The organism is Dyadobacter diqingensis (assembly GCF_024220585.1).
Lineage (GTDB): Bacteria > Bacteroidota > Bacteroidia > Cytophagales > Spirosomataceae > Dyadobacter > Dyadobacter diqingensis.
Map to the genome: position 1 here is coordinate 70644 of NZ_JAMXKF010000007.1, position 15037 is coordinate 85680.

12 protein-coding genes are annotated in these 15037 nt (G+C 43.4%); 6 read left to right on the forward strand and 6 right to left on the reverse strand.

Translation table 11 applies throughout. From position 1 onward, the window contains the following. Window positions 1-112: 112 nt before the first annotated feature. Both M1L62_RS18825 and M1L62_RS18830 read left to right on the forward strand, forming a co-directional pair. On the forward strand, window positions 113-481 hold the full coding sequence (locus tag M1L62_RS18825; protein ID WP_254561168.1) for a BlaI/MecI/CopY family transcriptional regulator: 369 nt from the start codon (window positions 113-115) through the stop codon (window positions 479-481). Between the two features lie 32 nt (window positions 482-513). Next, on the forward strand, window positions 514-2304 hold the full coding sequence (locus tag M1L62_RS18830; protein ID WP_254561169.1) for a M56 family metallopeptidase: 1791 nt from the start codon (window positions 514-516) through the stop codon (window positions 2302-2304). Between the two features lie 51 nt (window positions 2305-2355). Here M1L62_RS18830 and M1L62_RS18835 read toward each other — a convergent pair whose 3' ends face one another. The 6 genes from M1L62_RS18835 to M1L62_RS18860 all read right to left on the reverse strand — a co-directional run bounded on the left by M1L62_RS18835 (window position 2356) and on the right by M1L62_RS18860 (window position 11566). Then, complete coding sequence (locus M1L62_RS18835) at window positions 2356-4119, reverse strand: phospho-sugar mutase (RefSeq protein WP_254561170.1); 1764 nt, start codon at window positions 4117-4119, stop codon at window positions 2356-2358. Window positions 4120-4269: 150 nt separating this feature from the next. Continuing rightward, the gene (locus M1L62_RS18840) at window positions 4270-6960 is read right to left on the reverse strand and encodes an MGH1-like glycoside hydrolase domain-containing protein (protein WP_254561171.1); all 2691 of its coding nucleotides are present in this window, start codon (window positions 6958-6960) and stop codon (window positions 4270-4272) included. Between the two features lie 156 nt (window positions 6961-7116). Beyond that, window positions 7117-8862, reverse strand: a complete 1746-nt coding sequence (locus tag M1L62_RS18845) for a D-alanine--D-alanine ligase family protein (protein ID WP_254561172.1) — start codon at window positions 8860-8862, stop codon at window positions 7117-7119. A gap of 154 nt (window positions 8863-9016) precedes the next feature. Next, complete coding sequence (locus M1L62_RS18850; protein WP_235148998.1) at window positions 9017-9274, reverse strand: NifU family protein; 258 nt, start codon at window positions 9272-9274, stop codon at window positions 9017-9019. Between the two features lie 64 nt (window positions 9275-9338). Continuing rightward, the gene (locus M1L62_RS18855) at window positions 9339-10448 is read right to left on the reverse strand and encodes an Mrp/NBP35 family ATP-binding protein (RefSeq protein WP_254561385.1); all 1110 of its coding nucleotides are present in this window, start codon (window positions 10446-10448) and stop codon (window positions 9339-9341) included. Between the two features lie 116 nt (window positions 10449-10564). Further along, a complete protein-coding gene (locus M1L62_RS18860) occupies window positions 10565-11566 on the reverse strand; it encodes a GSCFA domain-containing protein (protein WP_254561173.1) in 1002 nt (333 codons plus the stop codon). 133 nt (window positions 11567-11699) lie between these two features. On the opposite strand from M1L62_RS18860, the gene M1L62_RS18865 reads away from it, so the two are divergent. From M1L62_RS18865 to M1L62_RS18875, 4 genes are all read left to right on the forward strand, one after another. Further along, window positions 11700-12137, forward strand: coding sequence for a DUF6934 family protein (locus tag M1L62_RS18865; RefSeq protein ID WP_254561174.1), 438 nt, complete (start codon window positions 11700-11702; stop codon window positions 12135-12137). Then, window positions 12134-12268 (forward strand): hypothetical protein, encoded by a 135-nt coding sequence (locus tag M1L62_RS29415; protein ID WP_256527732.1) that lies wholly within the window; start codon window positions 12134-12136, stop codon window positions 12266-12268. The genes M1L62_RS18865 and M1L62_RS29415 overlap by 4 nt, the downstream gene beginning before the upstream one ends. Before the next feature lie 118 nt (window positions 12269-12386). Continuing rightward, entirely contained in the window at window positions 12387-13241 is an 855-nt protein-coding gene (locus M1L62_RS18870) for a glycoside hydrolase family 16 protein (RefSeq protein WP_254561175.1), read from the forward strand. A gap of 35 nt (window positions 13242-13276) precedes the next feature. Continuing rightward, window positions 13277-15037, forward strand: a complete 1761-nt coding sequence (locus tag M1L62_RS18875) for a DNA polymerase III subunit gamma/tau (RefSeq protein ID WP_254561176.1) — start codon at window positions 13277-13279, stop codon at window positions 15035-15037.

Genomic DNA, 15037 nt, shown 5'->3' on the forward strand with positions numbered 1-15037 from the left:
AAACACCCTTGCTTCTAAAATCCGATCATCGAATGATTATAAAAATTAAGTTTTTATTTTAATTACTATAAAAATAGTTTGTTAACTACAAAAATAGTTTTAACTTTATTGCATGGAATCAGAGAAGCTCACCAACAAGGAAGAAGAAGTCATGCAGGTGCTTTGGACCTTACAGCATGCTTTTGTAAAAGATATGTTGCCGCTTTTTACAGAACCCCGGCTTCATTACAACACGCTGTCGACGATCATCCGCAACCTGGAAGAAAAGGGTTATGTGGCGCACCGGCAATTTGGCAATACCTACGAGTATTTCCCCGCCATCAGCAAGGAAGATTATCAGAACAATTTTGTATTGAAAAAGGTCGTCGGAAACTATTTCAATGACTCTTACAGGGATCTTGTCGCGTATTTTGCCAAAAACGAAAAAGTAAGTCCTGACGAGTTGAGAGAAATTATCAGGATGATTGAAGAAGGAGAGTAAAAACGATGTCTTAAAATTTAAATTAAAGACCAATGCTCATCACTTATCTGCTTAAAGTCAGCCTCTTGCTTGCTGTCCTCACGCTCGGATATCGCTGGCTTATCCAATTTGAAACTTTCTCAAAAATCAACCGGGCCCTGTTATGGCTTAATGTCGTCGCGGCCTGGTCGCTCCCTTTCATGCCGCTTCCCAACTGGGGACCGGTGACAGTGCAGCAGGAATTCCACCACAGGATTCCGGAAATCGTAAAGGCAGCTCCGGTAATACAGGAGAAAATAGTCCAGGCGGGTTTTCCGGTTTCCACTGTTCAAAATCTGCAATCGACAAACTGGCATTGGATGGACTGGATTATGGCTCTATACCTTTTGGGGGTCATCGTCCTGACTGCACGGTTTTTATTTCAGGTAGGAAAACTGCTGTTTGCTTTATGGAAACTGCCATCGGAACGACTGGAAAACGGTATTATTTTAATCCGAAATGCTGATAACTCCGCGCCTTATTCCTTTTTTCGCTGGATCATCTGTAATCCTGAAAAACACGCCCCGGATGAAATGGATCATATTTTAGCCCATGAGACAGAACACGTGCATCAATGGCATAGTCTGGATCTTTTGCTTGCGGAAACCCAGCGAATACTGCTTTGGTTTAACCCGGTTTCTTGGTTTCATCAGCAACTAGTCCAGGAAAACCTGGAATATCTGGCTGACCGTGCGGTACTTGAAAATGGTTTTCACAAAAAGCAGTACCAGTTCAGTTTACTCAAAGCGGTCATGCAACAGCATGAATTACCGCTAACCAATTCCTTTGCCCAGTCACTATTAAAAAAACGCATTAAAATGATGAACAGAAAGCCATCTGCCGTTTGGGTTTTGGGAAAATACGGAGTTTTGATCGCTTTGATCTATCTATCCTCTGCGTTTGTGGCGCCTTACAAAAATAAGCTGATAAGTACTTTCCCGAAGGCCTTGCAACCTGTGTTAACTTCTTTCAGCCAGACTTCCCATTTTTCCGACAACGCTCAAAACCAGGGAGAGACAGCTGTTAATAGTCCGCAAAATGTTCCCGTGGTAAAACCGAAAATTACCTTAACTCCTATTATCGACAGTTCTGAAATCAGTTCTGTTGCCAGTAAGTGGGTTATAAAAACCGACAAAAGTCTTCATTGGGCCATTTCTCCGCTTGCCACAATAACCGACATTGCAGCAGTCAAAAGTGCAATCGAGGATTTTGGCGGTTCCTTTTCGGTTTACACGTTACAGTACGATGCGGAGCAATCATTTATAACAAATCTCGTTGCAGCCGTCACCTATCAACGAGGCATGGGCGTCACCGACATTCCAAAAGAGGTGGCATTAAATGAACCTATGAAAGGAATTGCCGGGGTACTTTACAAGGATTCAGGATTAAGTATGGGTTACAATTCCGTTGAAGGACAAAAATCACTTTCCAATATGCTGAAAGAAGATTACGAAAAGGCACTCCACAGAAAAAAGCTTCACAAAGCAACGTACATCCGAAACGCCATATTGGAAAAATTTGATAAGGAAAACACAGGAATTGAGCGTGAAGTAAGTATCGGTTTCCCGCAGAGTTCCTTTGGATACGGCCCCTCGCGTCAGCCGTTGGAGGAATTGGGAATTGATAAGACAAAGGAAAATCTTCTACTGATCAGGAAAGAAAATTGGAACACTCATTATTATCGAAACGACCAAGCTTCGAGTATGGAAGCCCTGAACTCCATATCGGTCAGCGATATCCATGAAGTACACTATGTTAAATACAAAAATGGGAAAGAATATTATCTGGTGATCACAAAACAATAAAGGACCATCCTTTCGGGACAGTCCTTTATTGTATGACTTAAAATCTAATCGTTATTTCAACCCCAACTCCTCACCAATTGCAGTCACTTTTTCCTTCAAACCAGCATAAACACTGTCGAACTCTGCTTTGCCCTGAAGCTCCGCGCGGACACCGACATAGAATTTAATCTTAGGCTCGGTTCCGGAAGGACGGCAGGTAAACTTGGTGCCATCCACCGTAAAGAATTGCAATACATTCGATGATTCGATACCCATTTCTCCCGAAGGAATAGCGGTTGTAGTTCCGGTTGTGAAATCGGTTGTGGTTAATGCCTTGTAATCATCCATGCGGATAACATCAGAACCGGCCAATGTCTTAGGCGGGTTGGCACGGAAATCAGCCATCATCTGCTGAATTTCCTCTGCACCGGTTTTTCCTTTTTTCGTCAACGAAATCAGCCCTTCGTAATAGAATCCGAATTGCTTGTAGATTTCGATCAGCATATCAAAAAGGCTCAAACCTTTATCCTTCGCATAGGCCGTCAACTCGGCGATCATCGCACAGGAAGCAATGGCGTCCTTATCGCGAACAGCATCCCCGATCAGATAACCGTAACTTTCTTCACCACCGCCGATAAACTGCTCAACCCCTTCTTTTTCACGGATTACCTGCGCAATGTATTTGAAACCGGTAAGCGTATTATAACATTGCACGCCATAAGAGGCAGCCATTTTATCGATCAGATCGGTTGTAACAATGGTCTTACAAACAAACTGGGTACCCGTCAGTTTCCCTGCATCTTTCCAGGCGTTCAACAGATAATAGATCAAAACGCTGGCGGTCTGGTTACCATTCAAAAGCTGAATTTCGCCATGGTGGTTTTTTGCAGCAATACCCACGCGGTCCGCGTCCGGGTCTGTACCCAAAACAAGGTCAGCATCAATTTCCTTCGCTTTATCAACCGCTTTGGACATCGCTTCACTCTCTTCCGGGTTTGGATAAACAACCGTCGGGAACTGACCGTTTCCATTGGGTTCAGCCTGCTCCTCGATCACCGTCACCGACTCAAAACCCATTTTCTTTAACAATGGCGGCACGAGCGTTACACCCGTTCCGTGCAAAGGCGTGTATACAATTTTCAAATCCTTCTGGCGCGCAATCGCATCTTTCGAGATTGAAAGAGAAAGGATATGATCAAGATATTTTTCGTCAATATCCGCACCGATCTTAATTACTTTTGAAGGATCACCTTCAAACTTGATATCGTCGATCGATTTTATTGCGTTTACTTCGTCAATAATATTAGCGTCATGCGGTGCAACAACCTGAGATCCGTCGGTCCAATAAGCCTTGTAACCGTTATATTCCTTCGGGTTGTGAGAAGCGGTAACCACTACCCCACTGTGACAGTTCAACTGACGGATCGCAAAAGACAATTCCGGGGTCGGACGTAATGCTTCGAAAAGATAAACGGTAATGCCACTGGCTGAGAAAATATCCGCGATGATCTGAGAAAATTCGTCAGACTTGATGCGGCTATCGTATGCAATCGCTACTTTAATTTCTTCATTCGGGAATGCCTTGTTCAGGTAATTGGCCAAACCTTGCGTAGCCGTTCCAACAGTGTAACGGTTCATGCGGTTTGAACCTACACCAATTAATCCACGTAAACCACCCGTTCCAAATTCCAGATCCTTGTAAAATGCATCAGTAAGTTCAGTATCATTTCCTTCGTCAATCAATTTCTGGATTGATTGTTTGGTATCGATATCATAATCGCCTTCAAGCCATGTGTTTACTTTGGCCAGGACATTCGGATCTAATTGTGCGGTCATAATTAATTGAAAGATGGTTTTCAGAAACAGTTAGTTTTAAAAATTCAGCCTCGTTGCTGTAAAATCTTTTTACGGATCTTAGCAGCAAAAAGACTAAAAATATCGTTCTCGTTGAGTTATTAATTTTATAAAAGTAAAAATATACGGCAATTATTTACCTACCGGCAGTTCTTCTTTTGCAAAATCTTTCATTTTTTCCTGTGCGGTTTTATGAATAAGTTCTGCCACAAGGCCTGTCCAGCCCGTTTGGTGATTTGCTCCGCAACCCCTGCCATTATCTCCATGGAAATATTCATAAAATAAAATATGTTCGCTGAAATTCGGGTCGTTTTGCATTTTTTCATCATCACCGTTAAATGCCCTTCTTCCCTCGGCATCCTTTTTGAAGATGTTGATCAGACGGTTTGCAATCGCAATCGCTGCGTCTTTGATCGTAACCAGGTTGCCTGAATTCGTCGGATATTCGATCTGGAAATCCTCGCCATAATATGCGTGAAATTTCATCAGTGAGTCAAAAATCAGGTAATTCAACGGGAACCAGATCGGTCCGCGCCAGTTCGAATTACCGCCCATGATATCAGTCAAAGCTTCCCCAGGCGTATAATCTACCTGTAAAACCTCGCCGTTGATATAAAACTTGTATGGATTTTCCTTATGGTATTTTGACAAGGCACGCACGCCGAAATCAGACAGGAATTCATTTTCATCCAGCATCCGTTTCATGATCATTTTCATCCGGTGACCGCGCAGAATCGAAAGCAAACGATTTTCGCCTTTACCGGATTCAAACCAACGTGAGATCAAACGCGCCAGATCGGGCCGGTTTGCCAAAACCCACTCGACACGTCGCTTGAAAATTGGCATTTTATCAAGATTCTGAGGATCAAGAATTTCCACGGCAAAAAGTGGAATAAGCCCTACAATCGAGCGAACTTTCAAGAGTATGCTCTGTCCGTTCGGAATATGGATCACATCATAATAAAACTGATCCTCCTCGTCCCATAAACTGATCGAAGAATTTTTACCGCCGATGGATTCCATAGCGCCTGCAATATGCAGGAAGTGCTCGAAAAATTTCGATGCCATATCCTGATAAACCGGGTGTACGAGCGCAATCTCAACAGAAATTCGAAGCATGTTCAGCGTATACATAGCCATCCAGCCGGTTGCATCGGCCTGTTGCAGTTTTCCGCCAAAAGGCATAGGCGTCGACCGGTCGAATACACCGATGTTATCCAAACCGAGGAATCCGCCGCTGAAAATATTATTTCCGGTATCATCCTTCTGGTTCACCCACCACGTGAAATTAAGCAGCAATTTGTGGAATATCTTTTCCAGGAATTCGATATCGCCGACGCCGTTATTCTGCTCCCGGTCTATCTCATACACCTTCCAGGTAGCCCAGCCATGAACAGGCGGATTTACATCCGAAAAATTCCACTCATAGGCCGGAATCTGACCGTTTGGATGCATGTAATATTCCCGAAGTAAAATTTCCAGCTGCCGCTTTGCAAAATCTGCATCAACCCTTGCCAGCGGCACACAGTGGAAAGCAAGGTCCCAGGCAGCAAACCACGGGTACTCCCACTTATCGGGCATGGAGATAATGTTGGCCGAATACAAATGTTTCCAACCCGAATTCCTGCCCCACTTTCGTCCCTGATTCGGTTCCGGCTGGGCGGGATCGCCTTTCAGCCATTCGTACACATTGTAGTAATAAAACTGCTTACTCCACAGCATACCGGCATAAGACTGGCGCTGGATCGAGCGAAGGTCCGCATCGGTAACATCTTTTTGGATATCGTCATAAAACTCATCTGCTTCACGAATTCGTTTTGCAAAAAGGTCCTCAAATCCACCAAAAGGCTCAGAAATGGAGTGATTCACAAAACGAAGACGGAAGGTAGCACTTTCCCCGGCCTTGATCGTTTTGGTGAACCTGCCTGAGGCTTTGGTACCAATGTTGTTCGGATTAACCGTTGCGCTTTTCCGATCGCTTACGATGTAGTCGTTGATACCGTCTTTTGGATAAGCCGTACTGTTGGCCGTTCCATATAACTTTTTAAGATTCGACTCATTCTCACAGAATAAAAGCTCGTCTGCGTCATCCAGATAGAGATTATACTTTCCGTGTTTACGATGCGTTACCTCGATCAAACGGTTGGAAATCCCGTTCATCATCGGTTTGTAATTGAAGGCTTCATATCCCCACGACCAGGTATTTCTGAACATGATCGTCGGAAGTACCGTGATCGGAGCATCTTTCGGGCCACGGTTATGCACCGTAACTTTCATCATGATATCCTGTTCATCTGCCTTCGCATGCTCAATAAAAATGTCGAAATACTCATTGTTATCGAACACACCCGTATCCATGATCTCGTATTCCGGGTCCTCTTTCCCTCTTCTGCCATTTTCCTGACGTAATTTGTCATAGGGAAATGCCTGCTGGGGATATTTATAAAGCATTTTGGTATAAGAGTGCGTCGGCGTACTATCGAGATAATAATACATCTCCTTGACATCCTCACCATGATTGGATTCCCGGTTTGTAAGCCCGAAAATTCTTTCCTTCAAAAACTTATCACGATGATTCCAAAAAGCAAAGGATAAACAAATATGCTGTTTGTTATCAGAAAACCCTCCGATTCCGTCTTCTCCCCAGCGGTAAGTTTTGGATAACGCCATTTCATGGGTTATATAATTCCAGGCATCACCATTACCGCTGTAATCTTCCCGTACAGTTCCCCACTGACGTTCAGAGAGATATGGACCCCACTTTTTCCAACCTTTGTTTTCTTTCTGAAGGCTTAACCGTACTTTTTCTGCGCCATGTACCATTGGTTCGTCAAATTATCGGGGTCAAAAAATTCAATTAAAAGTTTGCATTGTCCCTAAATCCGGTTTTTTAAGGCCGGCGGGAAAATGCAGAAAATGAAATTTACTAAAAAAGAGCTTTACACAAGCTCTTTTTTATCCTTAAAAATGTGAAATTTATTAATTGTTAATTTTGACTACGAACCACTCTCGAATAAATTCGATTGATTCTATGTCGTTGAAAATGTGTACCTGATCGTCTACTTCCCCGGCAAAAAAATCGGTTAGTGACCGTGCTTTCTCAGCAGTTTCTAACAGTAAAGGATGCCTTCCCTCACTCAGCAAAATTTCAACATCGGCAATATATTCCTTGAACATAAACGGGTTTGGCAACTGGTAATATTTGCCATCAGCTCCATGTAAAACCGGAACAGGTTTTACAATACCTTCGGCATTTAAACGGCCGTATTGCTGCCTGGCCAGAACATATTGTTCATCGGTAGCTTCAAAAAGAATTCCTGTAACCGGCTTGGGAGTTGTTTTAGCCGAGGTAATTTTATCGTCCAGGCGTTCCAGTAAATGTCTGAGATTCCAGGTATCTTTCCCTAAACGAATTCTCTCACGAATTGACTGTCGGATAAAATAAGTCAATGCCTGAGTAACATTCAGCCCGATTTCAGCCATTTGTTTAAAAATGAAAGAAGTAGGCGACATACCAGGAATGGTGTTAGGGTCATGCAATAAAATAGTACCATCCGGTGTCAGGAATCCATCGATACGGACACATACCGTAATACCCAGCTGCTGGAAAACCTCAGCGATCACTTTCTGAATTTCCTGATTTTTTTCAAGTGAAGCATCCACAGGAATTCTTTTACGGCTTGCTCCCGGCTTGTATTTAGCATTGAAGTCAAACACGTCCACCATCTTGATCACTTCGCTTGGTGGCAGCGCCAGTGGCTTTCCGTTGTCAAACTGTATACAGCCGCAAGAAAACTCCTGACCTTCGATAAACTCTTCCAGCAAGACCTGATCCTCGGCATTTGAACTGCTTAAAACGATAATCTCATCCTGCGTTGCGAAGATATTGTCCAGCTGTTCGATCAAATCTTTTGGATGGTTAATGATTTTTTCGCCGTTTACAACAACAGGAAAACCAATACCTTCATCCAGATTAGCGATACGCTGTGCATAAGTGTGCTTACCGGCAGCGTCCAGTGCTTTCCATGTTTTACTTTCAAGTTCAACCTGGAAAAAACATTGGTTAATAGCGGCCACAAAAGCATCAAGCGAATCTTCCTTTACAATCGCAACGCCGATAGAAGAGCCCTGATGCGGCGCCTTCACCACCAATGGCAAGCCCAGATGTTTTTTCAGCACCTGGAAAAGAATGGAGTATTCACGCGGGACCCACTGTTCATGGCGTAAAGTCCAGCTTTTCTTTTGCTGGTTATTCACCAAAGCGATCATTTCATTTTGGAGGATTTTGTCAATTCCTACCGCAGAACCCATTAGTCCCGGTCCACTGTATGGAATTTTAAACCATTCAAGCAAACCCTGGATGGCTCCATCCTCACAGTCGGGCCCGTGCATGGCAAGGAAAGCGAACTCAAAATGATCCTTAAACTGATCCGGCGATAACAGGGTACCGATTTCCGGCGAAACGGTCTCCTTTGCCAAATGTGGAAATGACTCTATATAAGTATTAAAATCACCTGTCTGATTACTTTTTGCAGGATAAAAATCTCTGATTTCCTTTGAATACATCAGAGCATGTTCCAGTTTTATAAAGCGACCGAAGCTGTCAACAAAAATCGGAACGGGGGTGAAAAGTGATTTATCTAAGTATTCGAAAGCGGTTTTCCCACCCGCAAATGAAATTTCCCTTTCGCGGGAGGGACCTCCAAAAAAAACTCCTATGCGCATATTATTGCCTGATTAATGCATTTAAAACGTACCTGCAATATAAGCAGTATTTAAAATGAATCAATTGCAACGAATGGTGCATAGGAAATATTTATTTCAATTAAGCCTGATACAGCCCGATTGAATTGCGTTTGTTTACCGGATAAACAAACGGTTATGCTAATGATGGCACGTTGGACGCTACCACACGGTTGATATGAGGAACCGCTTTACGAATCGATTCTTCAAGTCCGGCACGGAAAGTCATTGCGCTCATCGGGCAGCTTTGGCATGAACCCATCAATTCAAGTCTCACAGTAAGGTCATCTGTCAATTCCACCAGCTTCACATCACCGCCGTCTGCATGAAGATACGGACGAACAGTTTCCAACGCCTGCTCAATTAGTTCTAATGTTTTTTCTCTTGAATCCATTATTAAAAAAGTCTATTCGGTAATATGCAAGAATTTATTGATAAAGTCAAACTAAGTTCAATATCTAAGCCTGAATTTCTACCATTTGCGTCTTTTCCTTTGTCGCATTCCGGATAGCAACCTGTTGTGCCAATCCTTCCGCAGCATTACGAAACGCCTCATTTACAATAGAATTTGTATCCATAACAGCCGGACGTCCTCCATCACCAGCCTCGCGAATGCCTTGTACCAAAGGAATTTGTCCTAACAAAGGTACGTCAAATTTGTCAGCCAACGATTGTCCGCCGCCTTTTCCAAAAATATGGTATTTGCTTTCAGGAAGTTCTTCCGGCGTAAACCATGCCATGTTTTCAATAACACCTAAAATCGGCACATTGATCTGCGGCTGCCTGAACATCGACATCCCTTTTACTGCATCTGCCAGTGCTACTTTTTGTGGTGTCGTTACAATAATTGCGCCGGTTACCGGCACCGTTTGTACCAAAGTTAAGTGAATATCACTCGTTCCCGGCGGTAGATCGATCAAAAGATAATCCAGATCGCCCCAGTCTGTATCACCAAAGAATTGCTTCAAAGCCTGGCTCGCCATCGGGCCGCGCCAAACCACTGCACTATCAGGAGGCGTTAAAAAACCGATGGATATCATTTTTATTCCGTACTGACGAATCGGATTGATATAGTTCTTTCCGTCTCTCGGCGTGATGGTCGGCTGCATATTTTCAGCACCAAACATCAGAGGAATGGAGGGTCCCGAAATATCGGCATCGATGATACCTACCGACGCTCCCGAACGATGCAGAGCCATCGCAAGGTTGGCCGTAACGGTAGATTTCCCCACCCCACCTTTACCCGAAGAGATGGCAATAACATTTTTCACACCCGGGATCAAAGCAGCCCCCAAAGGCCTGATACTTGTTACGTTAGCTGTCAGGTTGATGTTAACTTCAACGTCAGGATTAAGATGTGTGTGAATTGCCTCAACACACATTCTGCGTATTAATTCTTTCAAAGGGCAAGCAGGTGTTGTCAATACAACCGTAAATTTCACCTGGTTTACACCAATTTCGATGTCCTGAATCATGTTCAGCGTCACCAGGTCCTGTTTTAGGTCCGGTTCCTGAACAGTACTCAAAGCCTGAAGTACTTTTTCTTTGTTAATTGTAAATTCGCCCATTGTTATTATTTCGCACGAAAACCCGTAGCGGTACTGGATATGGACCGGGAAAATATCCCAGGCCTTGTATTTAATTACCTGATACAACTGAACACCAATTACGGTGAATGAGTTTATCAATTGGCAGGAAATTCGTTAATTCTTCTTTTTATCTCCGCAAGTTCAGCCGACACGTCCGTGACAACCGACAATGCCGCTAATTTATTTTGAAGTGTATTGAGCAATGCAAAATGACTCTCTGTCAATCCATGTTGCGGTCTGTGGTTTATCATTTTCAAAACCCCATCCCACTCTTTCATGAATTCAAGTGCCGGCGTATCAATCAATTCATCCGCAAAAGTACGAAAGATATAGTCCTCTGCCATACTGTTTGGGTGAATAAGGTCAGATTTGTAAAAACGGTAATCCCGCAATTCGTCAATCATGATTTCGTAGGACGGAAAATATTCAACCTGGCGAAACTTCTCCGATAAACGATGACAAACCAAACGCAGCGTCGACTTACTCACCTGATTTAATGGCAGCGTATCCTTGGTATGACGGACCGGACTCACCGTCAGGATGATTTTCAGATCCCTGCGCAGCGATTGCAGTTTGAATAAAATTTGTTCAAGACTAATGTTGATCTGGTCCGTGTGCAGCAATTCCTTCACAAACCGATCCGAAGGCACCTTATGACAATTACCGACCAGTATATTGCTGCCACGATGACGGTAAGCATAAGCCGTTCCAAAAGTCAGGACCAGCACGTCGGCATTTCTGATAAACTGATTGACTTCCCTGAGTTTGCCGATCAGTTTTGTTTCCAGCTCTTCTCTGGTATTTGCCCAAAACGAAGAATGAAAGTCGTGATGCAGCCAGATCTTATCCGCATTTTGATGATACAAGCTTGTATTTGGCACTTTCCCGTCGAGTGCCAGATCAATCAGCTTCGCAATTGACAACGGATTAAAAACGGTTCCAAAAGGATTATTCAACACGGAAAATTTGTAGCTATCGAGCTGACTGCCTAATACTTCCGCAAAACAGGAACCAATGGTTAATATCTTCGAACTGTGATTTATCTTCCAGTCATGAGGTGCAAAACTGACTTTTGTATTCAATGCTAATGACTTCATTCTATCTGTATAATTGGGGCACACAAAATTAATAAGAATTGACCAGTTGGTCACAAGTATGCAGAGGAGGATGATTTTAATAATCGGTATATAAACGTTAAATTTGAGATAATTACACACACTGATCAATAAAATGAATGAGAATCCTTATCCGTTTACGCTTTCGCGTACAGAATACCGTTATGAATTTGTAAGTATAAGTCCGAAAAAGCAAGTCCGGAAAATTGTGCTTTTGAGCCAGACAGAATGGATTGATATCTTTAATTTGGCATTGCTCGACATGTTAGAAGATGGCGAAACAAGCGACTTAACAGAGACAAATAATGAAGATTTGAAAACCGTTCTGGCCACCGTCACTAAAATCATAGACGATTTTTTAACTAAAAAACCCGCTTGCTATATCGTTTTCAGAGGTAGCGACGAACGCAGACAGCGACTTTACCGAATCGTTATTTCAAGAGAGTTGATAGAGATAAATAAATTTTTTGATGTTTTTGGAGGAATAGGAAAAACCATTCACCTGTTTGAACCCAATAAACCGTTTGATTACTTTTTAATTCAAAAATTATGAAAACTAAAAAAGTCGGTGATAATACACCAAAACTATCTGGTGAGCAGATCGTTAACAAAAAACTAAAAGAGATCAATGAGCTGTTAAAAGGCGCGGACTTTACGAATCTTCCCAAAAGGCCAGGAAAGTGATTCGAAGGAAAGCATTGAAAAACTGCAGGCGCCGATACTCCCTGGCGAACAGACCGTGTAAAAATGGACTAACTAAACTTTTAAACTGATCTTCTGTAAGTACAGAATAACGAAATATATGCAAAACTCACCCGGCCTAAAACTACTGTTCTCAACAATTTTCCTGATCGGATTTGTGGATTGTTCTCAATCACAAACGGTCCCGGCACCGCCAATTTCGGAGAAATACAAATTTGACTCCAAACCAATCTGGCAGGACGAATTTGACTACTCAGGAAAGCCGGATGCAAAAAAATGGGGTTATGACCTTGGCGGCGATGGATGGGGAAATCATGAACTGGAAAACTACACCGAGAATTTAGAAAATGCCCGCGTTGAGAATGGCAATCTGATTATAGAAGCCAGAAAAGAAAAATCAGGAAAACAGAATTATAGTTCAGCCAGGCTGGTAACAAAAGGTAAGGCTGATTTCCTGTACGGAAAATTTGAAATCCGTGCCAAGCTTCCTCAGGGCCGCGGAACCTGGCCTGCGATCTGGATGCTGGGGACTGACCAGGCCTATGGTAATAAAAGCTGGCCCGACAATGGCGAAATTGATATTATGGAGCACGTCGGTTTTGACCAAAACCGCATCCACGGCAACATACACACCAAAGCATTCAACCACGTCCTGAAAACAAATAAGGGAAACCAGATTGTGTTAACCGATGCCTCGACCGCATTTCACATTTATTCCTGCGAATGGACTCCGGGATACATATCCATAGCGGTCGACGGGCAGGAATATTTCAGATTTGCGAAAGAATCCGGCTATTCCTGGGAACAATGGCCTTATGATAAATCTTTTCACCTATTATTAAACATGGCTGTCGGAGGCGACTGGGGAGGACAGAAAGGTGTGGATGACAGCATTTTCCCTCAAAAAATGGAGGTTGACTATGTCCGTGTTTACCCGTTGGTCGTGAAAAAGTAATTTGAAATTCCACCGCACGGAGCTAACTTGCACCCATGGATCATTTCGTTGTTTCGGCCAGAAAGTATCGTCCTGTCACTTTCGACTCGGTGGTTGGCCAATCACATATTACTACTACGCTTAAAAATGCAATTCGTACCAATCACCTGGCGCAGGCTTTTCTGTTTTGCGGTCCGCGTGGCGTTGGAAAGACGACTTGTGCCCGGATTTTGGCAAAAACAATTAACTGTCAGAATCTTGGCGACGACGTAGAAGCCTGTGGCGAATGTGAATCCTGCATCAGTTTCCAGAATAACGCTTCTTTCAACATCCATGAGCTGGATGCGGCTTCCAATAACTCTGTTGAAGATATCCGTAACCTGATCGATCAGGTACGTTATCCGCCTCAGACCGGAAAATATAAAATCTATATCATTGATGAGGTTCACATGCTTTCTCAGGCAGCTTTTAATGCCTTTTTGAAAACATTGGAAGAGCCGCCAGGATATGCGATTTTCATTTTGGCAACAACTGAAAAACATAAAATCCTGCCGACGATCTTATCCCGTTGCCAGATTTTTGATTTCAACCGTATTCAGCCCAAAGACATTGCTTATCACCTGGCCGATATCGCCAAAAAGGAAGGTATTGAAACGGAAAAAGAAGCACTCGAACTGATCGGTCAGAAAGCCGACGGTGGTTTGCGTGACGCTCTTTCGATGTTTGATTTGAATGTCACCTTTTCAACCGACAATCACCTGACTTATGCAGCCGTTTTGGAAAACCTGCATATTCTTGACTATGATTACTATTTTAAAATAACCGATGCATTAACTGCCGCCAGCGTCGCAAGATCACTGGTTTTGTTTGATGAAATATTAAGAAAAGGTTTTGACGGACATTTATTCATCGTAGGGTTGCTCGAACATTTCAGAAACCTTCTGGTTTGTAAAGATGCCGCAACAGTCTCGCTCTTGCAGGTTTCTGAGTCTGCGGAGAGAAAATATGTCGACCAGTCCAGGAATGCGGACATGAGCTTTCTGTTATCTGCGTTAAGTGTCGCCAGCCAATGTGATATCAATTACAAAGCGGCAAAAAACCAGCGGTTGCATGTGGAGTTATGCCTCATGAAACTCGCAAATCTGCCCAATATTCTTCAACTTAATTCTCTTGCAGCCGTTGATGAAACGGCAAAAAAAAAAGTTGAGCCTCAACAGCAACCTGTAATTCAGGAGCCAAAGGCACCAGCTTATGAAGCACCCGTAAGAGAAAACAATGGTGGTTTTGTACCGAACGGGGCACAGCCGGTAGCGCCTGTTGCGGCCAGACCTTCGAAATTACGCAGTACCACGCAGCTTGTTCCCTCTACACCATCGGCGCAAACTTTGCCTGCAAAGGAAGTCGCGGCATTGCAGGAAAACAGAAATCCGGAACCGGCACCAACGGCAACGCTGGAGCTAACCCTTGAAAATCTGCAACAGGTTTGGCAGGAATTTGCTGAACATAGAAGAAAAACCAAAGATTCTACAACTGAAGGCATTGCACTTAACAGAGCTGTTGATCTGGTAGATTTCACTATCCAGATTGCGCTCGACAATGACCCGCAAATGGATGCGATCCAGGGCATGCGTTACGACTTACTGGGTTTCCTGAAAAGCAGGTTTAATGCGCCTAGACTGGATATTAACGCGCGTGTCGCTCCGCATGAGGTGCAAAGGTTACCTTATACTCCGGCGGAGAAATTCAACTATATGGCTGAGAAAAATCCTTACCTGTTGCAGTTAAAACAGGCACTGGGACTTGATGTTGATTTCTAG